The organism is Kitasatospora sp. NPDC058184, from assembly GCF_042883725.1.
In the GTDB taxonomy this organism is placed as follows: Bacteria; Actinomycetota; Actinomycetes; order Streptomycetales; family Streptomycetaceae; genus Kitasatospora.
This window is the reverse complement of the sequence record NZ_JBHVVE010000006.1, coordinates 234,103-260,061: the sequence shown is the minus strand read 5'-3', so window position 1 is coordinate 260,061 and position 25,959 is coordinate 234,103. Positions and strand designations below refer to the sequence as shown.

24 protein-coding genes are annotated in these 25,959 nt (G+C 74.2%); 13 read left to right on the top strand and 11 right to left on the bottom strand.

The genetic code is table 11. From position 1 onward, the window contains the following. Window positions 1-15: 15 nt before the first annotated feature. A complete protein-coding gene (locus ACFVXH_RS14315; RefSeq protein ID WP_387823222.1) occupies window positions 16-1,089 on the top strand; it encodes a YncE family protein in 1,074 nt (357 codons plus the stop codon). Window positions 1,090-1,126: 37 nt separating this feature from the next. Here the strand turns inward: ACFVXH_RS14315 and ACFVXH_RS14310 are convergent, their stop codons facing one another. Further along, a complete protein-coding gene (locus tag ACFVXH_RS14310; protein WP_387823219.1) occupies window positions 1,127-2,173 on the bottom strand; it encodes a VanZ family protein in 1,047 nt (348 codons plus the stop codon). 401 nt (window positions 2,174-2,574) lie between these two features. On the opposite strand from ACFVXH_RS14310, the gene ACFVXH_RS14305 reads away from it, so the two are divergent. The 10 genes from ACFVXH_RS14305 to ACFVXH_RS14260 all read left to right on the top strand — a co-directional run bounded on the left by ACFVXH_RS14305 (window position 2,575) and on the right by ACFVXH_RS14260 (window position 12,256). Further along, window positions 2,575-2,715: a hypothetical protein gene (locus ACFVXH_RS14305; protein ID WP_387823216.1), complete on the top strand. Its 141-nt coding sequence runs from the start codon at window positions 2,575-2,577 to the stop codon at window positions 2,713-2,715. A 35-nt stretch (window positions 2,716-2,750) separates the two neighbouring features. Beyond that, window positions 2,751-3,068, top strand: a complete 318-nt coding sequence (locus ACFVXH_RS14300; RefSeq protein WP_387823214.1) for a hypothetical protein — start codon at window positions 2,751-2,753, stop codon at window positions 3,066-3,068. A 173-nt stretch (window positions 3,069-3,241) separates the two neighbouring features. After that, window positions 3,242-4,882, top strand: a complete 1,641-nt coding sequence (locus ACFVXH_RS14295) for a Rieske 2Fe-2S domain-containing protein (RefSeq protein WP_387823211.1) — start codon at window positions 3,242-3,244, stop codon at window positions 4,880-4,882. Window positions 4,883-4,893: 11 nt separating this feature from the next. Continuing rightward, the gene (locus ACFVXH_RS14290) at window positions 4,894-5,964 is read left to right on the top strand and encodes a glycosyltransferase family A protein (protein ID WP_117487059.1); all 1,071 of its coding nucleotides are present in this window, start codon (window positions 4,894-4,896) and stop codon (window positions 5,962-5,964) included. Then, window positions 5,961-7,058, top strand: a complete 1,098-nt coding sequence (locus ACFVXH_RS14285; protein ID WP_380777314.1) for an NAD-dependent epimerase/dehydratase family protein — start codon at window positions 5,961-5,963, stop codon at window positions 7,056-7,058. The genes ACFVXH_RS14290 and ACFVXH_RS14285 overlap by 4 nt, the downstream gene beginning before the upstream one ends. A 20-nt stretch (window positions 7,059-7,078) precedes the next feature. Beyond that, window positions 7,079-8,098 carry a decaprenyl-phosphate phosphoribosyltransferase gene (locus ACFVXH_RS14280; protein ID WP_375877123.1) on the top strand — a complete coding sequence of 340 codons (1,020 nt, stop codon included), beginning with the start codon at window positions 7,079-7,081 and terminating at the stop codon, window positions 8,096-8,098. Next, window positions 8,092-9,255: an endonuclease/exonuclease/phosphatase family protein gene (locus ACFVXH_RS14275; RefSeq protein ID WP_387823206.1), complete on the top strand. Its 1,164-nt coding sequence runs from the start codon at window positions 8,092-8,094 to the stop codon at window positions 9,253-9,255. Before ACFVXH_RS14280 ends, ACFVXH_RS14275 begins: the two co-directional genes overlap by 7 nt. Further along, complete coding sequence (locus ACFVXH_RS14270; protein ID WP_387823202.1) at window positions 9,248-10,267, top strand: glycosyltransferase family 2 protein; 1,020 nt, start codon at window positions 9,248-9,250, stop codon at window positions 10,265-10,267. Before ACFVXH_RS14275 ends, ACFVXH_RS14270 begins: the two co-directional genes overlap by 8 nt. Then, a complete protein-coding gene (locus ACFVXH_RS14265; protein WP_387823199.1) occupies window positions 10,264-11,322 on the top strand; it encodes a lysylphosphatidylglycerol synthase domain-containing protein in 1,059 nt (352 codons plus the stop codon). The genes ACFVXH_RS14270 and ACFVXH_RS14265 overlap by 4 nt, the downstream gene beginning before the upstream one ends. Further along, window positions 11,297-12,256: an aldo/keto reductase gene (locus ACFVXH_RS14260; RefSeq protein WP_074002486.1), complete on the top strand. Its 960-nt coding sequence runs from the start codon at window positions 11,297-11,299 to the stop codon at window positions 12,254-12,256. Before ACFVXH_RS14265 ends, ACFVXH_RS14260 begins: the two co-directional genes overlap by 26 nt. 64 nt (window positions 12,257-12,320) lie before the next feature. On the opposite strand, the gene ACFVXH_RS14255 is transcribed toward ACFVXH_RS14260, so the two are convergent. From ACFVXH_RS14255 to ACFVXH_RS14245, 3 genes are all read right to left on the bottom strand, one after another. Next, window positions 12,321-13,298: a helix-turn-helix transcriptional regulator gene (locus tag ACFVXH_RS14255; RefSeq protein ID WP_049656999.1), complete on the bottom strand. Its 978-nt coding sequence runs from the start codon at window positions 13,296-13,298 to the stop codon at window positions 12,321-12,323. A 177-nt stretch (window positions 13,299-13,475) separates the two neighbouring features. Further along, the gene (locus ACFVXH_RS14250) at window positions 13,476-14,294 is read right to left on the bottom strand and encodes a hypothetical protein (RefSeq protein WP_074002485.1); all 819 of its coding nucleotides are present in this window, start codon (window positions 14,292-14,294) and stop codon (window positions 13,476-13,478) included. After that, window positions 14,291-14,824: a SigE family RNA polymerase sigma factor gene (locus ACFVXH_RS14245; RefSeq protein ID WP_049661368.1), complete on the bottom strand. Its 534-nt coding sequence runs from the start codon at window positions 14,822-14,824 to the stop codon at window positions 14,291-14,293. The genes ACFVXH_RS14250 and ACFVXH_RS14245 overlap by 4 nt, the downstream gene beginning before the upstream one ends. A 228-nt stretch (window positions 14,825-15,052) precedes the next feature. On the opposite strand from ACFVXH_RS14245, the gene ACFVXH_RS14240 reads away from it, so the two are divergent. After that, window positions 15,053-18,451, top strand: coding sequence for a S8 family serine peptidase (locus ACFVXH_RS14240; protein WP_079272116.1), 3,399 nt, complete (start codon window positions 15,053-15,055; stop codon window positions 18,449-18,451). Window positions 18,452-18,669: 218 nt separating this feature from the next. Next, window positions 18,670-19,071: a YccF domain-containing protein gene (locus tag ACFVXH_RS14235; RefSeq protein ID WP_074002484.1), complete on the top strand. Its 402-nt coding sequence runs from the start codon at window positions 18,670-18,672 to the stop codon at window positions 19,069-19,071. 79 nt (window positions 19,072-19,150) lie between these two features. Here ACFVXH_RS14235 and ACFVXH_RS14230 read toward each other — a convergent pair whose 3' ends face one another. From ACFVXH_RS14230 to ACFVXH_RS14200, 7 genes are all read right to left on the bottom strand, one after another. Then, a complete protein-coding gene (locus tag ACFVXH_RS14230) occupies window positions 19,151-19,582 on the bottom strand; it encodes an SRPBCC family protein (protein WP_049656735.1) in 432 nt (143 codons plus the stop codon). A gap of 64 nt (window positions 19,583-19,646) precedes the next feature. Then, the gene (locus ACFVXH_RS14225; RefSeq protein WP_074002483.1) at window positions 19,647-21,278 is read right to left on the bottom strand and encodes an AMP-binding protein; all 1,632 of its coding nucleotides are present in this window, start codon (window positions 21,276-21,278) and stop codon (window positions 19,647-19,649) included. Window positions 21,279-21,419: 141 nt separating this feature from the next. Further along, window positions 21,420-21,659, bottom strand: a complete 240-nt coding sequence (locus ACFVXH_RS14220) for a chaplin (RefSeq protein WP_079272115.1) — start codon at window positions 21,657-21,659, stop codon at window positions 21,420-21,422. Between the two features lie 98 nt (window positions 21,660-21,757). After that, entirely contained in the window at window positions 21,758-22,114 is a 357-nt protein-coding gene (locus tag ACFVXH_RS14215; protein ID WP_074002481.1) for a hypothetical protein, read from the bottom strand. Continuing rightward, window positions 22,111-24,681, bottom strand: coding sequence for an Hsp70 family protein (locus ACFVXH_RS14210; RefSeq protein WP_074002480.1), 2,571 nt, complete (start codon window positions 24,679-24,681; stop codon window positions 22,111-22,113). The genes ACFVXH_RS14215 and ACFVXH_RS14210 overlap by 4 nt, the downstream gene beginning before the upstream one ends. Window positions 24,682-24,712: 31 nt before the next feature. Beyond that, window positions 24,713-25,480, bottom strand: coding sequence for a nucleotide exchange factor GrpE (gene grpE / locus ACFVXH_RS14205; RefSeq protein ID WP_074002479.1), 768 nt, complete (start codon window positions 25,478-25,480; stop codon window positions 24,713-24,715). Next, entirely contained in the window at window positions 25,477-25,899 is a 423-nt protein-coding gene (locus ACFVXH_RS14200; protein ID WP_049656716.1) for a hypothetical protein, read from the bottom strand. Before ACFVXH_RS14200 ends, grpE begins: the two co-directional genes overlap by 4 nt. Between the last annotated feature and the right edge of the window lie 60 nt (window positions 25,900-25,959).

Here is a 25,959-nt window from a genome sequence, read left to right as displayed (position 1 = left end):
CCCCGAGGAGTCCTCATGTCGCAGCCCTCCCGCACCGACCGCACCGAGCGTGCCGACCGCACCGACCGCTCCGGCGACGTCCTCGCCGTCGTCAGCCAGAGCGGCTCGAACATCCTGTTCTTCGACGCCGCCACCGACCGGCACCTCGACACCGTCCGGGTCCTCGCCGAACCGCACGAGCTCTGCTTCGACCCGATCCGGCGGCTGCTCTGGTGCACCAGCGCCTACCGCTCGGGCTACTACGGCGCCAACAGCGGCCGCCGCACCGAGGTGACCGTCATCGACGCCGACACCCGGCGGGTCGTCGACGTGGTCGACCTCGCCCCCGAACACGGCCCGCACGGGCTGGCCCTGGACACCGCCCGCGGCCGGCTGTACGTCAGCGTGGAGGGCGGCCCGGACCGGCCCGGCGGCGTCGTGGTCATCGACACCGAGACCCGCCGCCCGCTCGGCCGGATCGACACCGAGGCGCCCGGTCCGCACTGGTTCGCGATCACCCCGGACGGCCGGAAGGGCTTCGCCACCAACAAGGAGGCACCCTTCGTCTCGGTCGTGGACCTCGACCGGGGCGTGCTGACCGCCAAGGTCGAGGTCCCCGGCAGCGAGGGCCTGGCCGTCTCCCCCGACGGCGCCCGGGTCTACGTCGCCGGCCCGTACTTCTCGACCACCGCCACGCCCGCCCCGACCCCCGGCATCCGTGTCATCGACGTCGCGACCGCGTCCGTCACGGACGTCCTCCCGACGGACTCCCCGGCCCTGCCGGTCCACCTCACCCCGACCGGCAGGCTGCTGGCCGGCGAGGTGCGCAGCGTCCCCGAGGCCGGATCCCCCCTGGGGCGCCAACTCCCCGGCCGTCTCACGGTCTTCGCCGCCGACGGCCACCAGCGGCTCGGCTCCGTCGAGGTGGGCCTCTTCCCGCTCACCGTCACCTCCTCCCCCGACGGCCGCCTCGCCTACGTCTCCTGCGCCGTCTCCTCCACCGTCGACGTCATCGACCTGGAGGCGCTGGAGCCGGTGGCCCGACTGGAGGTCCCCCGGCTCGGCGAGGCGGGCGCGCACGGTCTGGCGTACCTGCCCCGTCCTGCCTGAATCCCGGGACGGACCACGGGAGTTCGAGGACCAGGGACTACGAGGAAGCTGTCAGGATGCGGCCGTCGGCGCCCACGGTCAGGTCGAGGCGCACCGCCGGCTGCCCCGCGGCCGTACCCTCGCGGCGGTAACCAAGCGTGCGGGCAGCGCCGTTCGGGCCGGCGGGGGTGACGGTCGGGGTCAGGCCGGCGATCCGGTCGGCGAACCAGGTGTCGGCGAAGGCCCGGCCGGCGGCGACGACCTGCTCCGGGGTGAGGGCTGGCGAGCCGGCCGCGTCGGCGGAGGGCGTGGCGGCGGCGACGGCGAGCAGACGGCCGCTGGGCTGCTCGATCCGGAGGTCGCCGCGGTCGGTGCTGACGTCCATGATCTGCTGGGTGAGCCCGGGGTCGGCGGTGGTCGTGGTGGTGTCCACCAGCGTGCGCGGGCCGAACACGCCCTCCGCCACCCGCTGCGCCGTCGCGATGTCGTCGGACGGCGGGGCGAAGAGGCCCGGCGAGTCCCGGTACGTGCGGATCCCGAAGTGGACCACCAGCCCCGCCCCCGCCAGCCCGACGGCGCCCAGCACCAGCCCGTGGACCAGGTCCCTGCGCAGCCTGGGCAGCCCGCGCCGCCGCGCCAGCAGCCAGCCGACGGCGAGCAGCGTCCCCAGCAGGGCGCCGGCCGCGTTGTCGACGAAGTCCGCAGCGTCGCAGGCGCGTCCGGTCCCGAGCAGGGTCTGGACGACCTCGGTGACGGCGGACAACACCGCGCAGCCCGCGAGCACGGTGACCGGCCGTCGGAAGAGCAGCACGCCGAAGAACGCCAGTGGCAGGTAGAGCGCGATGTTCATCAGCCCCTGCTGCGCCGTCGCGTCGGCCCACACGCCGGGCCCGATCGTGCAACTCGGCTGCCCCGAGTACCCGGTGGCCGTCGGTGTCAGCGTCACCGCCAGCTCACCCGCCAGGCTCAGCCCCCACAGCACCGCCGTCGGGACCGCCATGCCTCTCCGGTGGGCCCACCGGGCGGCTCCGAGGGCGAGCGCCGACCCGAGGACGGCGAACACGAGCAGGAGGGCGGGGACGGCCGAGTAGCTTGCTTCGATCATCAGGTCTTCCGGGTCAAGGGTAGGCAAAGGAACGCTACCCCAGCCGTGGCACCGGCCTGCTCCGGCCCCGGACCCACCCTCAGGTCCCTCGCGAGACCGAGCCGTCCACGCGAGGGACCTGCACGTATTCCCTCCCGGGGACGGCCGCCGGGCGTCCACATCGCGGAACGCGGGACGGCGGCGGGCTGACACCTTCCGCCTGACCGAAACCTGCCAAGTCGACTGCCGCGCAGCTCATCCGGGGTCGGCGCGACGTCCCCTTCCTGGCCCGAAGCTGCCACGCGTTTGGTGTCACCCTGAACCCGTGTGAGCGCGCCGGGGCCCGTGCGAATCTTGGGACCACCGAGGCCGCGGACGAACGAGAGCGGCCCGAAACCCCCCAGGATTCGGAGGACTTCCCCATGTTCACCTCCGCGCGTTCCCGCGGCCCCGTACGCCGGACGACGACCGGGCTCGCCACCGCACCGGTCGCCCCGCTTCCCTTCCGCCCGTTTCCGCAGGCCTTCCCGGCCGCGGTGGGCAGCGGCTTCTCCTGGGGCTGACCGGCCGGTTCCCCCCAGAGCTCCCAGGACTTCCGGTGCACCTCGTCGGCGTGCTGCTGACCGCCGCGACAGGCGGGTCGGCAGGCGCCCGGCCGACCGTCGGGGCCGTGCTCTCGGCCCTGGACAGCGTCACGTCCGCCCGCGACGGCGTCGAGCACCTCCACGTCCACATCACCCCCCGGGGTGTCCGGTTGACCTTCTACCTCGCCGGCTGCGACCTGACCGACGCCGTCGGCCGCGCCATCGCGATCGCCCACCGGGCCGTCGCCGGCCCGACGGCGCTCGCCCGGTTCGCCGTCGCGGACTTCAACGTGCTCGACCGGCCCGCCGGCCCGCGGCGCGACGCCCACTGACGGCCACTAACGGCCGCCGACGACCGCCCACGACCGCCGACAGGGCCCACGGACGGCCACTGACACCCGCCCGGACGGCACCGCGGCCGCTCCCCCAACGGTGGCTCCCCCCACGGCCGTTGCCTCTCCCCGGCCGCCTCCTCCTGAAGTCGCTCGACCGCCATTGGAGACTCATGCGCATCACATCCGTCGGCCACGCCGGCCTGCTCGTGGAGACCAGTGCCGGGCGCATCCTCTGCGACCCCTGGTTCAATCCGGCGTTCTTCGCCTCGTGGTTCCCGTTCCCCGACAACGAGGCGATGGACACCGCCCAACTGCACACCGCGGAGTACCTGTACGTCTCCCACCTCCACCACGACCACTTCGACGCCGAGTGGCTGCGGACCCGGATGTCCAAGGACACCGTCGTCCTGCTGCCGGACTACCCGGTCCGCGACCTGCGGACGTCCCTGGAGGACCTCGGCTTCCGCCACTTCGTCCAGACCCGGGACCTCGAACCGACGCAACTGGACGGCGGCGTCCAGGTGATGGTCAACGCCCTCACCTCGCCGACCGACGGCCCGATCGGCGACTCCGCGATCCTCATCGACGACAACGGCACCCGGATCCTCAACCAGAACGACGCCCGCCCGGTCGACGAGCCCCGGATCAGGTCCTTCGGGCCGCTCGCCGGGCACTTCCTCCAGTACTCCGGGGCGATCTGGTACCCGATGGTGTACGACTTCCCCGCCCGGATGAAGCAGACCGTCGGCCGCCGCAAGCGCCGCAACGGCATGGCCCGCGCCCTGAACTACGTCGAGCAGTACGGCGCCGAGCACGTCTTCCCGTTCGCCGGGCCGCCCTGCTTCCTGGACGAGGAGCTCTTCCACCTCAACGACCTGGACGGCGACGACGCCAACATCTTCCCCGACCAGTGGGTCTTCCTCGACTTCCTCCGCGAGCGCGGGGTGACCAACACCCACCTCCTCCTGCCGGGCACCGTGGCCGAGTTGGGCCCGGACCGCAGCTGCCGGCTGGAGCAGGTCGACGAGCGGACGGTCGCCCGGATCCGCGACGACCGCACCGGCTACCTGCGCGAGTACCAGGCCCGCCGGGCCGACCGGATCCGCGCGGAGAAGGCCGGCTGGCCGACCACCCGCACCGACCTGCTGACCGGCCTGCGGGAGTGGGTGGAGCCGCTGCTGCAGTACGCCGACCGCACCTGCGAGGGCATCAACGGCCGGGTCCTGGTCGAGGTGGTGGACACCCCGGACGCGACCGGAGCCGAGGAGGGGGCCGACGGCGGGACCGGAGCCGGGGCCGCACCCACCGAGCAGATCCTGTTCGACTTCCTGGACCGCCGGGTGGCCCGCTGGGCGGGCGAGGAGTGCCGCTACCGCTTCGAGCTGCCCCGGCCGCTGGTGGAGCGGATGGTCGCCGAGCGCTGCCCCGACTGGGCCAACGAGCTGTTCCTGTCCTGCCGTTTCAAGGCCGCCCGCAAGGGGCCCTTCAACGAGTTCGTGACCACCTTCTTCGCTTCTCTCTCGACCGAGCGGATGGCCTATGTCGAGGGCTACTACGCGGAGTTGAGCCAGACCGAGGAGCGCGCCCGGGCCGGCGACCACGTCGTCCAGCGGCTCTGCCCCCACCTCAAGGCGGACCTGGTCCGGTTCGGCTCCCACCGGGACGGCATCCTCACCTGCCGCCTGCACGACTGGGAGTTCGACCTGGCCACCGGCCGCTGCCTGACCAGTGACGACCGGAAGATCATCAGCGAGGCGCGGGTCAACCCGTCCGACGATGACCCGGACCTGCCCGAGATCCCCGCGGCCTGAACAGGACAGACATGACCCTTCCCCTGGTGTCGGTGGTCATCCCGCTCTACAACGACGCCCGCACACTGCCCGCCTGCCTGGACGCGGTGACCGCCCAGACCTACCCCAACCTCGAGATCGTCGTGGTCGACGACGCCAGCACCGACGACTCCGCCCTGGTGGCGGAGAAGTACCCGTGCCGACTGGTCCGCCAGGAGCGCAACGCGGGGCCCGCCGAGACCCGCAACCGCGGTGCCCGGGAGGCCCGCGGCGAGATCGTGTTCTTCCTGGACGCCGACGTCGGCCTCTCCCCGACCTCGGTCGCCGCCGCGGTGGAGCGCCTCGCCGCCGACCCGGAGACCGGGTCGGTGTGCGGCATCACCGCCAAGGAGCCGCTGCTGCCGACCACCCGGGTCGGGGACTACCGGATCCTCCAGTCGTACTACTGGCGGATCAGCTCCGAGGGCACCGTCACCCCCTGGTTCTCGGCCCTGGCGGCCATCCGCCGGTCGCTGTTCCTGGACTCCGGCGGGCTCAACCCGGCCCTGCGCCAGACCGAGGAGATCGACTTCGGCGTACGGCTGTCGGCCACCCACCGGATCGAGCTCAGCTCCGCGGTGGTCGGGCGGCACAACGACGAGGAGCAGCTGTCCGGGCTGGTCCGCAAGCTGTTCCGCCGGGCGCGCCTGCGGGTGCCGCTCTACGTGGACCACCGCGGCTTCATGCGCGGGTTCGAGACCCGCTCCCGGGCCGTCGCCGCGCTCGCCGCGGCCGGCGCGGTGGCCTCGCTGCCGCTGGCCCTGGTGTCCCGCCGGACGCTGCCCGCCACCGCCGCCCTGGCGGCCGGCGCCGTGCTCGCCGACCGCGGCTTCCACGCCTTCCTGGTCCGCGAGCGCGGGGTCCCGACGGCGGTCGCGTACACCGCCCTGCACTTCGCGGCGGGCACCGCGGTGACGGCGGGCGCGGCGGTCGGGGCCGGCCAGTGGCTGCTGAGCCCGCGGTTCCGGCGGCTGTACCGGCGCCAGGTGCCCCCGGCGGGCGCCGCCCGTCCGCCGCTCGCCGGTGCCCCCGGCCCGACCACCCCGCCGGCAGGCCGCCCGTGACCACCGACAGCCCCGTGACGCCCGACGGCCCCCGCTCCACCGCCCGCCCCCAGCGCGTACTGCTCACCGGCGCGGCCGGCTTCCTCGGCAGCGCGCTGGTCCGGCGGCTCGGCAGCTCGCCCGTCCACCGGGTGGTCGCCCTCGACCGCCGCCCGCTGCCACCCGGACTCGCCGCCCTGCCCTCCGTGGAGGCGGTGGTCGGCGACGTCCGGGACCGCACCCTGCTCGGCCGGCTGGCGGCCGAGGCGGACGTGGTGGTGCACGGCGCCGCCGCCCTGCCGAGCCACCCGGCGGCCGAGATCCGCTCGGTGGACGTCGACGGCACCCGCACCGTCCTGGACGCCGCCCGGCGGGCCGGGACCGACCGGGTGCTGCACATCTCCTCCACCGCGGTGTACGGCCTGCCGGAGCGCACGCCGACCCCGGAGACCCACCCGCTGGTCCCGGTCGACCCGTACAACGCCGCGAAGATCGCGGCCGAGCGGCTGTGCGCCGACTACCGCGACCGGGGCATGTGCGTGCCCGTCCTGCGCCCGAAGACCTTCATCGGCCCGGGCCGGCTGGGCGTCTTCGCGATGCTCTTCGACTGGGCGCTGGACGGCCGGGGCTTCCCCGTCCTCGGCGGCGGCCACACCCTCAACCAGATGCTGGACGTCGAGGACCTCTGCGACCTGGTGACCGCGGTGCTGACCCTGCCGGGCGAGCGGGTCAACCGGGAGTTCAACGTCGGCGCGGCCGAGTACGGCTCGTTCCGCGAGGACTGCCAGGTCGTCCTGGACCTCGCCGGCCACGGCAAGCGGGTCGTCCCGCTGCCGCTCGGCCCGGCGAAGGCCGCCCTGCGGACGCTGGCCGCGCTGCGGCTGTCCCCGGTCTACGGACGCCTCGTCCAGAAGCTCACCCGGGACTCCTGCGTCGACATCACCGACGCCCGCGAGGTGCTCGGTTTCACCCCCCGCCACTCCAACGCGACCGCCATCGAGCGCAGCTTCACCTGGTACCGCGCGAACCGGTCCGCCGTGGCCGGCACCACCGGCCGGACGCACTCCGACCGCTGGCGCGAGGGTGCCCTGCGCACGGTCAAGGTCCTCTTCTGACAGCAGCGAAGGGAACGGAAGTGAGTACTGCGAGCGAGTACCGCAAGGGCCTCGTCGGCCCGCCGGTGCATCCGCCCGACGGGGCCACCGGCCCCCCGCCCGCCGACCTGCCCGAGGAGCCCGGCGGGTCCGGGCTGCCCGGGGAGCCCCGGCGCGGCTCGCTGGTGCGCGGCCTGCTCCGGCTGGTCAGACCGTTCCAGTGGCCGAAGAACGCGGTCGTCCTGGTACTGCCCCTGCTGGCGTCCGGCGCCTCGCCGTGGCCGGCCGTCGCCGACGCCCTGCCCGTCCTGGTCCTGTTCGTCCTCGCGTCCTCGGCCACCTACGTCGTCAACGACCTCGCCGACCGGGAGCGGGACCGCCGCCACCCGGTCAAACGCCACCGCCCGATCGCCTCCGGGGCCGTCCCGGTCCCGGTCGCCATCGTGCTCGGCGCCGTCCTCTACCTCGCCCTGCTGGCCGGCTCGGCGGCCGCGGGGGCCGCCGCCGTCCCCGTGCTCGTCTACGCGGTCACCAACATCCTGTACAGCTTCGTCCTCAAGCACGTCTCGGTGGTCGACGTCTTCGTCATCGCCACCGGCTTCGTGCTGCGGGTCTGCGCCGGCGCCATGGCGGCCTCCGTCCCGATCTCCTCCTGGTTCCTGCTCTGCGTCTTCTCGGTCTGCATCCTGCTCGGCTTCGGCAAGCGCCGGCACGAGCTGACCTCGGTGCAGGGCGGGCCCTCGGAGCTGCACCGGCCGGCCCTGCGCGCCTACTCCGTCCCGTTCCTGAACAGCATGGTCACCTTCGCCGCCTCGGTGACCGTGCTCGCCTACGTGTCCTTCCTGCAGAGCGACGCCGCGGCCGGCGGCATGCGCCAGCTGCGGATCCTGCTCTCCACCCCGCTGGCGGTCTTCGCGATCGCCCGCTACCTGCAGATCCTGCTGGTCAGCGAGGGCGGCGGCGAACCGACCCGGACCCTCTTCACGGACCGGACCATGCTCGCCGTCGGCGGACTGTGGCTGACCGGCTTCGGACTCCTGCTGGCGGTGCAGTCATGGTGACGGCCCCTCAGCCCGGGCGCTTCGCGCTCCCCCGGCCCCGGCGGTCCTGGTTCCTCGCCGACCGGGCCGCCACCTGGCCGGTCCGGCTGCTGGCCGCGGTGAGCGCCGGGTGGCTGCTGTTCTGCGCGCTCCAGGAGGCCCTGACCGGCCGGGCCTGGTTCTGGGTCGTCCCCGGGGCCGCCCCGCCCCCGGTCCTGCTCGGCGTCCCGCTGCTGGTGCTGCTGGCCGCCCTCGCCGTCCGGCTGCGCCGCGGCCGCGGCCGGGTGCGCTGGCCCGCCGTCATAGGCGTGCTCTCGCTCGCCGTCGGGCTGGACCAGTCGGGGCTGACGCTGGCCGCGGCGACGGCCGACCGGACGGTGCCGCCCGGCGCGATCCACGTCGTCGCGCAGAACACCGAGTACTGGGGCTCCGACGTGGACCCGGACCGGTTCTACGCCTACCTCAAGGCCCAGAACGCCGACGTGTACCTGCTCCAGGAGTACCTGCACTGGGACGACGCGGCCGGCGCCGACGGCGCCCGCGAGGTGGACGACACCGCCCGGCTGAAGCGCGAGTTCCCGGGCTACCAGGTGGTCACCCGGGGCGAGTTGGTGACCCTCTCCCGGTTCCCTGTGGTGGCGCAGCCGCCGGTCGGCCCGGACCAGGAGCTGCGGGCGCGCGGGGAGGGCGACTGGTCGCGCGTCTTCGCCGGGGCCAAGGTGCTGCGCACCGACCTCGCGGTCAACGGCTCGGTGATGTCCTTCTACAACGTCCACATGCTCGTGCCGGTCGCCTACGGGATGCCCCCGCAGGACTTCCCGGCCGACGTGCACCGCCGGCAGCGGGAGCGCCGGCAGCAGTTCGACGGGCTGGTCCGGGACGTCCGGGCCAACCCCGACCCCCTGTTCATCGCCGGCGACTTCAACACCAACGCCGGCATGGGCGACCTCAACGAGCTGCGCGGCCTCACCCAGGACGCGGCGGACGCGGGCGACACGGTCCTGCCGATGTCCTGGGACGCCGGCAGCTGGCACGACTGGTGGCGCTTCGACTGGGCGTTCACCGCACACGGCTCCCGGACCCACCGCTACTCGCTGAGCAGCCCCGAGGGCACATCCGACCATCTCCGCCAGGACGCCTGGATCACCGGGCCCGCAACGGGAGGCACACATGGCTGATCCGGACGCACGCACGGCCGAGGCACGACCAACGGTGTCGGTGATCATCCCCAACTACAACTACGAGAAGACCATCGCGGCGGTCGTCGAGTCCGCCCTCGCGCAGACCTACCCCGTGCACGAGGTGCTCGTCGTCGACGACGGCAGCTCGGACCGCTCCCCGGAGATCGTCCGGCGCTACCCCGTCCGGCTGATCACCCAGCGCAACGGCGGGGTGTCCGTCGCCCGCAACCGCGGGGCGGCCGAGAGCACCGGGGAGATCCTGTTCTTCCTGGACTCCGACATCGCGCTGGACCCGGACGCGGTCGCGAACGCCGTGGCCCTGCTGACGGAGCAGCCCGACCTCGGCTGCGTCCACGGGGTGGTCGGCAAGCGGGCGCTGTTCGACGACGGCCCGGTCGAGCGCTACCGCGTCCTGCACGAGTACTGGTGGCGCCGGCGGGCCACCGGCCGGGTGCGCACCGTCTTCTTCGCCATGTGCGCCATCCGGCGGGAGGTGTACGAGGAGATCGGCCCGCTGGACGAGACCCTGCGGGAGTCGGAGGACGTGGAGTACAGCGAGCGGCTGGCGGCGAAGTACCCGATCCTGCTGACCGAGCGCATCACCGGCCGGCACGACGACGTGGAGCGGCTGGGCGCGCTGCTCGGCGAGCAGTACCGGCGCTCGCAGCTGCTGGTGGCGTTCGCCGGCGCCCACCGCTTCAGCCCCGGGGCGCTCAAGGCGAACCGGATGCCGGGCGTGCTGGCCACCGCCGCCACCTGGGGGAGCCTGCCGCTGCTGCTGCTCACGCCCAAGGCGGCCGTCCTCCCGGCGCTGGGCGTGGCCTGGTTCGCGGTGGCGGACCCGGGGCTGGCCCGGTTCGTGGTGCGCGACCAGGGGCTGCGGTACTACCCGGTGTTCGTCGGCTACCACTTCCTGCTGCACACCGCGCTGGTGGCGGGCGTCGCCCGGGGCGCGGTACGGGCGCTCACCGAACGCGGCTTCCGGCGGCCGCGGCACCCGGCGTCATGACGGACGGTGTCACGAAGGACGGCGTCGCGACGGACGGTGTTACAGCGGACGCGTCCGGAGGCGGTCCGGCCGGCCCGCCGCGGGGCCGGCGGCGGCTGCTGACCGCCGTCCTCCTGGTGGCCGGCATCGCGGGCCTGGTCGCGGTGGCCCGCAACGACGCCTGGAGCCTGGTGACCAGGATGGCGGACGGCTGGTCCCTGGCCCTGCTGGCGGTGTCCGTACTGACGAACGTCGGCGGGCTGCTGCTCGGCCTGCTGTCCTGGCGGGCCGTCCTGGACGACCTGGGGCCGCCCGTCGGGCTGTTCGGCAGCGCCCGGATCTTCTTCTGCGGGCTGCTCGGCAAGTTCCTCCCGACCCCGGTCTTCGGGCTGCTCGCGCACATCCAGCTGGGCGCCGAGTACGGGGCCACGGCCGGACGGATGGTCACCACCTACGTGGTCAGCCTGGGCATCACCATGCTGACCGCCTGCCTCGCCGCGCTCGGCATCGCGCCCGCCGTGCTCGGCGGCAACACCTGGTGGCTGGCCCTGCCGGTCCTCGTCCTGCTCTGCTTCGTGGTCCGTCCGGGCCTGATCGGCGCGGCGGTGGAGCACGGCGCCCGGCTGTTCCGCCGGCCGCCGCCGTCCGGGCGCAACTCGCCCCGCGCGGTGCGGGTTTCGCTCGCCCTGGCCCTGCTGTCCTGGTTCTCGGCCGGCCTGCACCTGTGGCTGATCGTGGTCGCCCTGGGCGGGCCGCCCGGCCGCTCGCTGGCGGCCTGCGTCGGGGGGTTCGCGCTCGCCACCGTCGCGGGCACGCTGACGATCGTCCTCCCGGACGGCCTGGGCGCCCGGGAGATGGTCCTGGTGCTGTCGCTGTCGACGGTCGTGCCGGTCTCCACGGCCGGCGCGGCCGCGATCGTCTCCCGGCTGGTCTGCACAGTGGCCGAACTGGGCACCGCCGGGGTAATGATTCTGGTGACCAGGTCGCGGCGGGGCACTGCCCCGGCCGCGCCCGGCGACACCACTGCCGATCCCCCTGGAGGGAAGACTGATGCGGTACCGCAGCCTCGGAGTTGACGGCCAGTCGGCCAGCGTTCTCTGTCTCGGCGCGATGACCTTCGGCACCACCGTCGACGAGGAGACCGCGACGGCGATCCTCGACCGGTTCACGGAAGCCGGTGGGACGTTCATCGACACCTCGAACAACTACGCCTTCTGGGCGCCCGGCGCGAACGGCTACGAGAGCGAGGAACTGCTCGGCCGCTGGACGGCCCGCCGCGGCAACCGCGACGACCTGGTGCTCGCCACCAAGCTCGGCGCCCGCCCGGTGCCCGGACTGCCCTTCCCCGAGCACATCGAGGGCCTGTCCGCCCGCGCGGTGCGGGAGGCGGCGGAGGGCAGCCTGCGCCGCCTCGGCACCGACCGGCTGGACCTGTACTACGCGCACGTGGCCGACCCGGCCACACCGGTCGAGGAGACCATGGGCGCCTTCGCCGGGCTGGTCGCCGACGGCAAGGTCACCGCCCTCGGGTGCAGCAACCACAGCGCCGCCCAGCTGGCCGACGCCAACGACCTTGCCGCCGACCGGGGTTGGCCCGGCTACCGGTGCGTCCAGCAGCGCCACAGCTACCTGCGGCCGAGGCCCGACGCGGACTTCGGCGTCCAGAAGCACGCCGACGAGGCCCTGCTCTCGTACCTCACGGCGCGGCCCTCGATGGCGCTGCTCGCCTACTCCCCGCTGCTCGGCGGCTCGTACTGCCGCCCGGACCGCCCGCTGCGCGCGGAGTACGAGCGGCCGGAGACGAAGGCCCGGCTGGCCGTACTGGCGGAGGTGGCCGAGGAGACCGGCGCCACCGTCAACCAGGTGGTGCTGGCCTGGCTGATCGGCCACCCCGTCCCGACCGTCCCGGTGGTCGGCGCCAGCTCCGTCGCCCAACTGGAGGAGAGCCTGGGCGCGTTGGACCTCGTCCTCGACGAGGAGCAGCGCCGACGGCTGGACACCGCGGCCTGACCGGACCTCCCGCCAGCCGTCGGGGCCTGTCGTGCGGGACAGGCCCCGGCCCCGTGCCCGTCGGTCAGAGCCAGCCCTCCTTCGCGGCGCGCACCCCCGCCTCGAACCGGCTGCGCGCGCCCAGCCGGTTCATCAGCTGGGAGCTCATCCGGCGCACCGTGCGCAGCGACAGCCCGAGCCGCCGGGAGGCCACCTCGTCGGTGCAGCCGATGCTCAGCAGGAGCAGCAACTCCCTTTCCTGGGGCGTCAGATCGTGCTCGTTGCGGCGCGGGTCCTGGCCGAACGGCGTGCCCGCCGCCCAGAACTCCTCGAACAGCAGGGCCAGCGCGCTCACCACCCCCGGGGTCCGGACCTCCAGCGCGCCCGCGCGGCCGTCCTGCGGGTCGATCGGCACCAGCGCGGTCTCCCGGTCCACCACCACCAGCAGCAGCGGCAGGAAGGGCACCGTGCAGGCCTGCCCGCCGAGCCGGGTGAACCAGCGGACGTACTCCAGCGTCGCCGGGTCGTTGCGGAAGCTCTCCTGGTAGACGCTCCTGATCCGCACCCCGCGTTCCAGCGCCTGCCGGTCCAGCGGCTCGCTGGCGTCCATGGTGTCCGGCAGCTGGGCGCCGCCGGGCAGCAGCGACAGGCACTCGCGCTCGGCGGTGGAGGCCAGGTCCTCCAGCCGCTTGCGGACCATGTCCAGCCCCTCCAGCCGGTGGATGACCTCGTACCGCGAGGCCCGGTTGGCGTTGAACCGGGCGCTCAGCGCCGTCACCGCCTGCTCGGCGGACTCGATCTGCCGCTGGCGCCGGCTGAGGTCGGCGGTGGCCCGCGAGAGCAGGAACCCGAACCCGACGTCCGGGTTGAACGGCACCGCGTCCCGGCAGCCGTCCTCCAGGTTCACCAGGTCCAGCTCGGCCAACCGGTTCAACGCGACCCGCACCCGTTCCTCACTCCACCCCAACCGCTCGGCCATGTCGACGACCCGGAACCCCGGCTCCTCCACGATCAGCCGGTACACCGCCTCCGCCGACGGTTCGATGCCCAGCACCTCAAGCACAGCAGATACCCCCGTATGGTCCCGCTCGTCACCACAGGGAGGCTAAGCCAGCTAGCCGACTAGGTCTATACCAATATTTCTCGGATGCCCACCGTCCCGCCCCGGGGGCCGACAGCACGGGTCACGCCCCGCCGGGCAGGCGCACGGCGGGGCGGACGCGTCCCGGGCCGCGGCCGGTCAGAAGCGCCAGGCGGGGTCGTCGGCGATCGCCAGCAGCTCGTCCGTTCCCAGGCCCGCGCCGGACGCGCCGGCCCACTGCTGGAGCGTCACCGTCCGACCGTCGGCACGCTGCACGCGGACGTACTGGGAGACGCGGCCGCCCTGCGGGAAGGTCAGCGTCATCGCCTCGCCCCGGGCGCCGCCCGGGAGTTCGGCCACCTGGCAGTTGGTGCGCGGGGCCGCCTCCTGCGGCGAGGGCACGCCGGGGCGCGGCGTGACCTTGGGCAGGGCGATCGTGGCGCAGAGCGGTACGTTCGGGGCGTCGGCGGTCCGGTCGGCGCCGCCGACGAGCTCCACCTGGCCCACCGGGGACGCCCAGTCGACCCGGAAGGTGCGGCCGGGAATGTCACCGCCGCGCACCGTCGTGCCGCCGCCCGCCGGAAGGAGCCCGGCCAGGGTGGCGCCCAGCTGCTCGCTGCTCCAGCCGGTGGGCCGGCCGCCGCCGGGGCCGAAGGAGTCCGGTCGCAGCGGTTGCGGGGCGTCGCCGGCCGCGCCGGCCAGGGTCAGCGGGCCGGTCAGCGGGTCGGCGGCCACCGCCGTGCCGCCCGGGTCGTGGGCGGCACCGCCGGTCGGCAGGCCCCCCAGCAGGGCGGTCAGAGCCGCGGCGGCTGCCACCCCGGCGCCGGCCCGCACGGCCAGCCGCACGCCGCTGCGGCGTCGTCCGGCGGCCACTGCCGCGTCCACCGAGTCGGCGGGCAGTGGCGGTTCGGTGCCGAGCCCGGTGGCGAGCAGGGCCCGCAGCTCGTCCTGCCCGTCGAGGGCGTGGTCATGTGTCACAGCAGTTCCTTCAGGGGGGTAGGGGTGACGGCCAGTTCGTCGAACGGGTCGGTCTCGCCGAGCAGCTCGCGCAGCCGGGCGAGAGCCCGGAAGGTGTGGCTCTTGACCGTGCCGGCGGTGCAGCCGAGCGCCTTGGCGGTGGCCGCGATGTCCAGGTCGACCCAGAACCGCAGGACCACCACGGCCCGCTGACGCGGCGGCAGCGCGGCCAGCGCGGCCCGGACCTGGAGGCCCAGCGAGGGGTCGGCTCCCTGGCCGGCCCGGTCGGGCAGCACGGGCGTCGGGTCCTCGCGCCGCCAGCGGCGCCGGGTGTGGTCGATGCAGGACCGGGTCAGCACCCGGTGGGCGTAGGCCTCCAGGTTGGCGATCCGGTGCCGCCTTCCCCACACCGCGTACAGCTTGGTCAGTGCGGTCTGCGTGATGTCCTCGGCGTGGTGCCAGTCGCCGCACATCAGGTACGCGGTCCGCCGCAGGTGCGGCAACCGGTCCTCGGCGAAGCCGCGGAACTCCTCCAGGTCTGCGCTACGCACAGGGCGTGCCCTCCGTTCGTCTCTGCCCTCTCCGACGGAGCGGACCCGCTGCCGGGATGTCACCGGAGGGGGAAAACCCGAGGGATCTTTCTGACGGGCCGTGACATCCTCTGCGGCCCCCTGCTCCGTCGATCCAGTGGCAGGGCCGGCGAGCGGCCCGCCGAATCCAGGGCGTCGCCCCACCGAGAGGACACTATGCAAGGCATACACAGAAAAGGCCCGAGGCGGGTGGGCCGGTGGCCGGCCGTCGCGCTGGGCGCGGTGCTGGCGGGCACGGCCGTCGCCCCGGCCGGCTGGGCGTCGCCGGCCGAGGCACCCGCCGGGGGCTCCGCACCGGCGGCGGGCCGGCCGGTCCGGGTGACCCTGGTGACCGGCGACCGGGTCACCGCCCTGGTCGGCACCGACGGCGGGGTGTCGCTGGTCGCCGTACAGCCCGGGCCCGGACGCGAGGACGTGACCTTCACCCAGCGCTCCGGCGCCCCGGGCACGCTCACCCTGCTCCCCGCGGACGCCGTCGAGCCGCTGAGCACCGGGCGGCTGGACCCGCGGCTGTTCGACGTCGCCGGGCTGATCGCCCAGGGCTACGACGACGCGGGCACCGCCGAGCTGCCGCTGATCCTCGGCTCGGACCGACCCGGCGCCAAGGGGTTCGCCGCCGCCGCGCCGCCGGCCGGGGCCACCGTCGTACGCACGCTGGAGAGCGTGCACGGCGTGGCCCTGCGCGCCCCGAAGGCCCGCACGGGCGAGCTCTGGCAGCAGCTCGCCCGGCCCGGCGCCGGGCTCGCCGCGAGCGGGGTGGACAAGGTCTGGCTGGACGGCAAGGTGACCGCCGCGCTCGACCGGTCGACCGCGCAGATCGGCGCCCCGCAGGCCTGGTCGTCCGGCTGGACCGGCAAGGGCGTCAAGGTCGCGGTGCTGGACAGCGGCATCGACCGCGGGCACCCCGACGTGGCCGGCTCCCTCGGCGAGAGCTCCGACTTCACCCTCGCCGACCCGGCCCGGGAAGGCCCCACCCCAGTGGCCTCCGACGCGGACGGCCACGGCACGCACGTCGCCTCGATCGTGGCGGGCACCGGCTCCGCCTCCGACGGCCGGTTCAGGGGCGTCGCCCCCGAGGCCCGGCTGCTGGTCGGCAAGGTGCTGGACGACGAGGGCAACGGCCAGGAGTCCTGGGCGCTCCAGGGCATGGAGTGGGCCGCGGCCCGCGCGCCGATCGTCAACACCAGCTTCACCGGCGCCGCCACCGACGGCACCGACCCGCTGGCCCAGGCCGTCAACACGCTCTCCGCCCGCTACGGCACGCTCTTCGTCGCCGCGGCCGGCAACAGCGGCCGGCCCGGCACCGTCGGCACCCCCGGCTCGGCGGACGCCGCGCTGACCGTGGGTGCCGTCGACCGCGACGGCTCGCTGGCCGGCCTCTCCAGCCAGGGCCCTCGCACCGGCGACCACGCCGTCAAGCCGGACCTCACGGCCCCCGGCATCGGCATCGTCGCCGCCCGCGCCGCCGGGACGGACGGCCAGAACCCGGTCGGCGACCGGTACACGGCCATCTCCGGCACCTCGATGGCGGCCCCGCACGTCGCCGGAGCCGCCGCCCTGCTCCTCCAGCAGCACCCGGACTGGAAGGGGCCGCAGCTCAAGGCCACGCTCGTGTCCTCCGCCGCCCCGCTGGCCGGGCGCGGCGCGTACGAGCAGGGCGCCGGGCGGGTCGACGTCGCCCGGGCCACCACCCAGGAGGTGTACGCGACCGCCGAGGGCACCGGGATCCGCCTGGACGACGCGTCCGACGCGGCCCCGACCAGCCGGACCGTCACGTACCACAACGCCGGCGGCACGCCTGTCACCCTGGACCTGGCCGCCTGGTCCACCGGGCCGGCCGGCGGGTTCACCGTCGCCCCCGCCCGGCTGACCGTCCCGGCCGGCGCCAGCGCACCGGCCACCGTGACCGTGGACCCGGCCCGGATCGCCGCGGGCGCCTCGCTGACCGGCCGGGTGACCGCGACCGGCCCCGGCGGCACCGCCGTCACCACCCCGTACGCGCTCACCCGCGAGGCCGTCCGGCACGACGTCACCGTCACCGCGGTCGACCGCGACGGCGCTCCGGTGGGACCGGGCACCTGGATGACCCAGTCGATGATCGGCCTGGTCAACCTGGACACCCGGGAGTCCTTCCCGCTCCGGTTCACCGGCGGCACCGCCACCGCCCGGGTACCCGAGGGCCGCTACAACCTCGGCGGCAAGCTGGTCACCCCCGGCGCCGGGACCGCAAGCCCGACGTCCACCCTGTTCCTCCAGCCCGAGCTGGAGCTGCGCGGCGACACCAGGATCGCCGTCGACGCCCGGCAGGGCAGGCAGCTGACCGTCACGGTGCCCGGCCGCGCCACCACCGGCTGGTCGCTCTCCGCGGCCTACTGCTACCGCACCGGCGGCGACGAGGGGTGCGCCGACTCCTTCGCGGCCATCGGCCGGCCCGGCAACCTGTACGTCATCCCAGGCGGCCGACCCGGCGCCGGCCGGCTGGACTTCACGGCGCAGAGCGTCCAGAACGGCCCGCAGCAGCAGAACGGACGGCTGCCGGACCGCTACGACCTGCTGGTGCACACCACCGGCGGGCTCCCGGACCCGGCCTTCACCGTCGACCCCGGCGAGCTGGCCACCCTCAACACCCGCTACTTCGCCCAGGCCCCCGGCACGGCGGGCGACTTCAGCAGCTTCGCGGAGGCCGGCGGCGTCGGCGGCCTCAGCATCGCGGAGCCGAACTTCGCGCTGCCGGCCGTCCGCACCGAGTACTTCACCGTCAAGGACCAGCGCCGCGAGACGACCTTCGGCCAGAACGCCGGGCCCGGCGGCGAGATGGTCCCCTCCACGGTGAGCCAGAGCGGTGCCCTGCGCTGCGCGGCCGGCGAGACCTGTGCCGAGCGCTGGAACGCCGCCGTCATCGGACCCGGCCTCGCCCCCGGCCAGGGCGGCGCGGCCACCATGGCCCGCACCAGCGACGGCTTCCTCACGCTGGCGCCGCAGCTGTTCAGCGACGCCTCACCCGGCCACATCGGCTCACCGTGGACGCGGCGGCTGGACGACACCGTCCGGATCGACCTGGAGCGGGACGGCAAGCGGATCGGCAGCAGCGCACGGGAGTCCGCCGACTTCGCCGTGCCGGCCGGCGACGCCACCTACCGGCTGACCGCGAAGGCCACCCGGTCCGAGCCGTGGGCCGCGCTGTCCGGCACCGTCGAGGCGGTCTGGACCTTCCGCTCGGGAGCCGTCGCACCGGGCCCCGGCGGCGCCCCGCGCAGCACCCCGCTGCCGATCCACGCGGTCCGCTTCACCGCCCCGGTCAACCCGGACAACCAGGCGCCGCGCAAGCAGCACACGCTGCTCGCCGCCGTGGAGCGGCAGAGCGGCGCGCCCGCCGCGACCGTCGCCAGCCTGGAGGTCCAGGTCTCCTTCGACGACGGCGCCAACTGGCGCAACGCCCCGGTGCAGCCGGGCGACAGCGGCTACCGGGTCACCGTCGACCCGCCGGCCGGGACGGGCGGCTTCGTCTCGCTCAGGGCCGTGGCCCGGGATGCCGACGGCGGCTCCGTCGAGCAGACCGCGCTCCGCGCCTACCGGCTGACACCGTGAAGCGGGCTCGGTGGCCCGGGGTCTCCCCCGCGCCACCGAGCCGTCGGGCCGCCTCGCACCCGGCCCCCTTCGGCGGGCGCCGAACCCGAAGGAGTCCCTGTCCGGGACTGCTACCCGGACCGATCCCTGAGGCGCGACCCCTAAGGGCGTAGACACGCTCACCAGCGGGCATGGCACGGTTGCAGTGCAACGTCATCAGCCGTGAGAAGGTACCGATCATGAGTGCAGTGAAGTTCATCCTCAATGTCATCTGGTTGGTTTTCTGCGGCATTTGGATGGCTCTTGCCTACGTGCTCGCCGGAATCATCTGCTGTGTACTGGTCATTACCATCCCGTTCGGCATCGCCTCCTTCCGGATCGCCGGCTTCATCCTGTGGCCGTTCGGGCGGACGGCGGTGGAGCGGCCGGACGCCGGGCCGGCGTCGTGCGTCGGGAACGTGATCTGGCTGGTCTTCGCCGGGTGGTGGCTGGCGATCGGGCACCTGATCACCAGCATCCCGCTGTTCCTGTCGATCATCGGCATCCCCTTCGGGTGGGCCAACCTGAAGATGATCCCGATCTCGCTGATGCCGCTCGGCCGCGAGATCGTGCCGACGGACCGGGAGTGGGGCGCGCGGTAACCGGGACACGGACCTCGACGGCCGGCGACGGGCAGCAGCCCGCGCCGGCCGTCCGCGTTCGCGCGCGGGGGGGCGGGCGTCAGCGGCCGAGGCGGGACTCCAGGGCGCGCAGGTCCGCGGTGAGGGCGGACCGCACCGGGCGGGACATCAGCGGGCCGGCCAGGCGGAGGCCGCCGCGGACCCGGATGCGGGCGAAGGTGCCGGTCCGGGTGGGCTCGAAGGTGTAGGTGACGCGCATGGGCATCGGCCCGGCGACGGAGACCATGTCGAGCACCGTCGGCGGGTCGTGGCGCGACACGCGCAGCACGTACGAGAAGGACCGGCCCAGGAAGTGCGCGGTCCGGGTGACCTCGGCGCCCGCGCCGAAGCCGCCGGTGTCGGCCTCCCGGGTGAGGGTGGCGCTGCGGATGCCCCGGGTCCACTCGGAGTCGTGGCGCCAGTCCATCGCGTAGGCGGCGACCGTGGCGGGCGGGAGGGGGATCAGGCGTTCCACTGTGACGTCGAGCATGATCACACTCTCCCGCCGGGCGAGCCGGCGCGCTCCCCGGACTCGCCCGGGCGGAGGCGGGCCCCGGTCAGAGCCCCAGGATCCGCTGGGCCTGCGCCCGCATCTCGACCTTGCGGATCTTCCCGGTGACCGTCATCGGGAACTCCTCGACGACGTGCACGTAGCGCGGGATCTTGACGTGGGCGAGCCGGCCCGCGCAGTACCCGCGGACGGCCTCGGCGGTGAGCGGCTCGGCGCCCTCCCGCATCCGGATCCAGGCCATCAGCTCCTCCCCGTACTTGGCGTCGGGGACACCGATGACCTGGACGTCGAGGATGTCCGGGTGGGTGTGGAGGAACTCCTCGATCTCGCGCGGGTAGAGGTTCTCGCCGCCGCGGATCACCATGTCCTTGATCCGGCCGGTGATGGCGAGGTAGCCGTCCTCGTCCATCACCGCGAGGTCCCCGGTGTGCATCCAGCGGGCGGCGTCGACGGCCTCGGCGGTGCGCTCCGGCTCGCCCCAGTAGCCGAGCATGACGGAGTAGCCGCGGGTGCAGAGCTCGCCGGGTTCGCCGCGCGGGACGGTACGGCCGGTGGCCGGGTCGACCACCTTGACCTCCAGGTGCGGGCCGACCCGGCCCACCGTGGCGACCCTCCGCTCGACCGGGTCGTCGACCCGGGTCTGGGTGGAGACCGGCGAGGTCTCGGTCATGCCGTAGCAGATGGAGACCTGCGCCATGCCCATCCGCCCGATGACCTCCTTCATCACCTCGCTCGGGCAGGGCGAGCCGGCCATGATGCCGGTGCGCAGGCTGCCGAGGTCGTAACGGTCGAAGTCCGGGTCGGCCAGCTCGGCGATGAACATGGTCGGCACGCCGTACAGCGAGGTGCAGCGCTCGGCGGCGACGGCGGCCAGGGTGGCGCCGGGCTCGAAGGAGGGGGCGGGGATGACCATGCAGGCGCCGTGCGAGGTGGCGGCGAGATTGCCCATCACCATGCCGAAGCAGTGGTAGAACGGCACCGGGACGCAGATCCGGTCCTGCTCGGTGTAGGCGAGCAACTCCCCGACGAAGTATCCGTTGTTGAGGATGTTGTGGTGGGAGAGCGTCGCACCCTTGGGGAAGCCGGTCGTCCCGGAGGTGTACTGGATGTTGATCGGGTCGTCGGGCGCCAACTCGCCCTGCCGTTCGGCGAGTCGGGCCGGGTCGGCGCGCCGTCCGGCGGCGGTCACGGCGTCCCAGTCGGGGCCGCCGAGCAGCAGGACGTGCTCCAACTCCGGACAGCGGGGCCGCACTTCAGAGATCATCCCGGCGTAGTCGGAGGTCTTGAAGCGCTCGGCGGCGACCAGCAGCCGGATGCCGGCCTGGTTCAGCACGTACTCCAACTCGTGGGCGCGGTAGGCCGGATTGACCGTGACCAGGATCGCGCCGAGCTTGGCGGTGGCGTACTGGGTGAGCGTCCACTCGGCGCAGTTGGGGGCCCAGATGCCGACCCGGTCCCCCTTGGCGATCCCGAGTTCCAGCAGGCCGAGCGCCAGGGCGTCGACGTCGGCGGCGAGTTCGGCGTACGTCCAGCGGCGGGCGGTGGCCCGGTCGACCAGGGCGTCGCGCCCGGGGAAGGCGCGCACCGCGCGGTCGAGGTTCTCCCCGATGGTGTCGCCGAGCAGCGGGACGTCCGAGGTGCCGGAGGCGTAGCTGCGCGGGGTCGGCGTGGTCGGCACGGGCGGGCTCCCTGGGGACGGCGGTGCGGGACGGGGTCCATGGTCGCGGGCGCCGGCCCCGCGCCGCCACCCCCGAACGGGGGTACGGACACGGCGCTGGGGCCGCCCGTCACGGTCGACGGACGGCCCCAGCGCGCGGGGTCACTTGTTGATGCAGGTGTTGCCGAACGCCGGGTTGAGGAGCCCGATGATGTCGATCGAGTTCCCGCAGACGTTGGCCTCCAGGTTGATCGGGACCTGGATCACGTTGCCGGACAGGATGCCGGGCGAACCGATGGCGGCCCCGTTGGCGGTGGCGTCGCCGGCGGACGCGGTGCCGGCCCCGGCGAGGACCGTCACCGCGGCGAGGGCGGTGGCGGCGAAGGTGGTACGCATACGCATTGCGTCACTCCTTGTGAGCAGAGCGGGTCGAAGTGTGACGATCACACCTCGCCCACGATCACAAGGGATGCGCTCCTCCGCACGCCGGATTCGCCCGTCTAGGGCGTGTCGCCCTCCCGACCCACCGGCTCCCCGCCCTCGGGACCGGCGCCACCGAGCGATTCCAGCAGGTCCCGGGCCGGACGCAGGCCCGGCTCGGCCGCCACCGCGCGGTGCAGCAGCCCGAGGGCGAGCGGCCCCTCCCCGGCCGCCAGGGCCTCCAGTGCGCGGTTGTAGTCGATCCGTCCGGCGTAACGCAGCCGGAACAGCACGGACAGGTCCTCCCGGCAGGACGGGCAGCGCAGGGTCACCGGGTCCGCCGGAACCCTGCACAGCGGGCACGGCACCGGCGGGGCCCCAAGGGCCGCGACAGCGCCCCCGGCGCCCGGGACGGACACGGCGTCCACGGCGCTCATCGCGGCCCCGCCTCCTCCGGCCGGACCGGGCCGAGCGACTCCTGGGCCGGCTCGCTGCCCAGCTCCCGCTGCGCCTGCGCGTACAGGGCCAGCAGGTTCGACATGTGGGTGTTCACGTCCGCCATGTTGGGCGCCTCCACGGCCTCGTCCAGGCCGCGCAGCTCGGCCATGATCAGCTGGGCCAGGGCGGGCGAGACCATGCTCTGGGTCACGTAGATGTTGCACATGGTCAGCATCCGCATGGTGTGCCCGAGCGAGTCGCACAGCTCGTCCGCCTTGCGGGCCGAGCGCACCGCGCCGTCCCAGTCGGCGGCCTCCCGGCGCAGCCGCAGCTCGGCGGCCACCGACCGCAACCGGTCCAGGTCGCTCGGGTCGAGGAGCTTCTCGCAGTAGTGGATGAACAGGCTCAGGTACGCCTCCGAGCCGCGCACCCAGCGCTGGGCCTTGAGCTGCTGCTGGGCCCGCTCCAGCGCCGCGTCCACCGACTGGCCGCGGGTCTGCCCGGCCGCCAGGTCGTCCAGGGTGTCCATCAGCCGCTGCGCCTCGCGCATCTCGGCCTCGGTCAGCTCGCCGCCCCAGCGGTCGGTGAAGGACTCGATCTGCCGCTGCTGCTCCTCCACCTGCACCTTCAGCTCCGGGTCGAGGGTGACCCGCTCCAGCTTGACGGTCTTCTCGGCGCCGCCCTGGATCCGCACCGACAGCGTGATGGTGCGGTCCCGGTCGAGGCCGAAGGCGACCTCCACCGGGGTACGGCCGCCCAGGCCCTCGGGCAGCCGCAGGGTGAGGTGGCCGATCAGCTCGTTCTGCTGGGCGATCTCGTGCTCGCCCTCGTAGACCGCGACCTCCAGCCGCTGCCGGCCGCTGCCGGAGACCACGAACTCCCGGCTGACCGGCGAACTCGTCGGGTAGCTGGTGTTCTTGGGGATGATGACGGCGAGGCGGCCGTCGTTCAGCTCGATGCCGAGGTTCTTCGGGGTGATGTCGAACGGGTTGGTGACCTGCGCCAGTTCGCCGCAGCCCGGGCAGACCTCGCAGCCCGGCGGGTTCACCAGGCCGCAGGAGGCGCAGCGCAGGCCGACGTCCTCGGCGGCGGTGGTGGCCACCCTGGTGTGGCCCGGGGCGGCCGAGTTGAGCGGCTCGCCGCACAGCTCGCAGGCGGTGACGCCGGGGGCGGCCGGGGTGCCGCAGCGCGGGCAGTTGCCGCCGTGCACCACGGCGGTGGCCCGGGTGGCCTGCCGCGGGACCGTCCCGCCGCCGCCCGAACCGTCCAGCGCCTGCTCGCACTTGGGGCAGGAGGCCGCCCCGGCGTCGACCGGGAGGTGGCAGGTCGGGCAGGAGACCCGGTCGCCGCCGAGCAGGCCGGCGGCGCAGTTGGCGCAGTTGGAGGCGGACAGGTCGCCGGGGGCCCGGCACTCGGGGCACTCCACCTCGCCGACCAGCGCGGACTGCACGGCCGCGCCGAGCGCCACGCACTGCATCGGGTTGACGCCGCGCCGGATCCGGCGGGGGCCGAAGACCTCGCCGAGCCGGCGGGCGACCAGCGGGATCGCGGTCGAGCCGCCGACCAGCACCACCTCGTCGATGTCCCCGACGGTCAGGTTGGCCTGCATGATGGCCTTGTGGGTCAGCTCGATGGTGCGCTCGATCCGGGCCTCGATCAGCTCCTCGAAGCGGGCCCGCTCGAACTCCGTCTCCAGCACCAGCTGTCCGGCGCCCAGGCCCGGCAGGATGACCTCGGAGGACTCCTGGTGGGAGAGCTCGATCTTGATGGTCTCGGCGGTGGCGGCGATCTTCGGACGGTCGCGCAGGTCGGGCTGGTACTCCGCGCCGTACTCCTCCCGGATGTCCTCCAGCAGCGCGGTGGTGATCCCCCGGTCGAAGTCGTCGCCGCCGAGCAGGTTGTCGCCCTCGATGCCGAGCACCGAGACCGAGCCGGGCACCAGCAGCAGGATGGAGATGTCGAAGGTGCCGCCGCCGAGGTCGTAGACCAGGACGGTCTTCCCCTCCTCGCCCGCCTCGGAGGTGATCCCGTAGGCGAGGGCGGCTGCGGTCGGCTCGTTGATGATCCGCAGCACGTGCAGGCCGGCCATCCGGCCCGCCTCCTGGGTGGCCGCGACCTGCCGCTCGCCGAAGTACGCGGGGACGGTGATGACGGCGCGGTGGAAGGGCTCGCCGAAGCGCTGCTCGGCGTCCTCCTTGAGGCGGCGCAGGATGATCGCGGAGATCTCGATCGGGGTGTACGAGCGGCCGTTGAACCAGACGTTGACGTCGCCGTCGGTGCCCGCGGTGACCTTGTAGTCCACCTCCTTCAGGGCCGCCTGGACCTGCGGGTCCTTGAACTTGCGGCCCATGAAGCGCTTGACCGAGCGGATCACGTTGGCGCCGTCGACGGCGATCCGGCTGCGCGCGGTGGAACCCACCAGCAGCTCGCCCTTGCGGCCGCTGCCGACCACGGAGGGCGTCGCCTCCTGGTTCTGCCGGTTGAAGATGATCTCCGGCTCGCCCCGGCGCAGGTGGGCGACCACGGAGTTGGTGGTGCCCAGGTCGATGCCGAGTGTGCGGTACATGTCGTTCCCCTCTTGCCCCTCGTGGTCCTGGCTACTTCTTGCGCTTCGTCTGCCTGGCCTGCTCGGCCACGGCCTTGGCCCGGCGGCGGGCCCGGGGCGGGGCCGCCTTGGGCTGGGCCCGGGTGACCGGCGTCGCGGCTTCGGGTGCGTCGTCCGCCTCGGGTGTCTCGGGTGTCTCGGGCTTGACGGCCTCGGTGGCTTCCGTTGTCTCGAAGGCTTCGACGGTCTCGACGGTCTCGGCGACCTCGGGTGTCTCCGGCTCGGAGACCGCGGGCTCCGGGTACGGGTCCGGGTGCGGCTCCGACTCCGGTGCGGCGACCACCACTTGGGCCCGGCGCAGCACCTCGTCCCCCCAGAAGAACCCGGTCACCACCGTCCGTACCACCGTCTCCGGCGCCACCCCGGAGCGGGCCTCGGTGCCCACGATCTCGGTCAGGTCCGGGTCGGCCGTCATGCCCTCCAGCCGCATCGGCCGCACCCTGGCCTTGGCGAGCTGCCCGAGCAGCCGGCGCCGGGTGGCCTCCAGGCCGGCGCCGCGCCCGAGCGCCACCAGCTCGCGGTCCAGGCCGAGGGCGGCGAGCGCGTCGTCCACCTCGACCAGGATGCCCAGCAGTTCGCGCTGCTCGGCCCGGGCGGCCTGCTTCTGCTCCGTCAGCTTGCTCCCCAGCAGGGACGCCCGGAAGAGCAGTCGGCCGAACGCCTGCTCCAGGTCGACGTCCTCGACGCCGGGCGGGATCTCCAGCGGCCGGTGGCCGTCAACCAGGGCTTCGGCGGGTGCGTCGGTGGGTGCGTCGGTCATTCGGGGACCTCGATCTGCGGCAGCACGGACAGGTCCGCCGCGTAGCGGGCGGGGACGGGCGGTTCGGGGTCGGCGCCGCCGGGGGCGGGCTCGGTGAAGTCGGCGGCCAGCTCGGCCCGGTGGAGGGCGGGCAGGGCGGCGGGCGGCAGCGGCGGGCGCTCGATCACCAGGAGCGGCTCGACGAGTGCGGGGGCGAGCAGCTCGGCGGCCTGGTCGACCGGCTCCGGCGGGAGGGGCCGCTGGAGGTCCGCCTCCAGGCGCCGGTCCGGGTTGCGCAGCAGCGCGGCGGCCTCCTGGATCTGCTGCCGGGTGTACCGGCCGGCCCGCATCGCCGGTCCGACGGCGAGGTTGATCTCGCGCACGCCGGCCGTGAGCGGGATGCCCAGGACCTCGTACGGCGACGGTTCGTGCAGTGGCATGGCGGGCGGTCTCTCTCCTCACGGTGGCGGTGGCGGTTCGGTCGGCGCTTCGGGTGACGG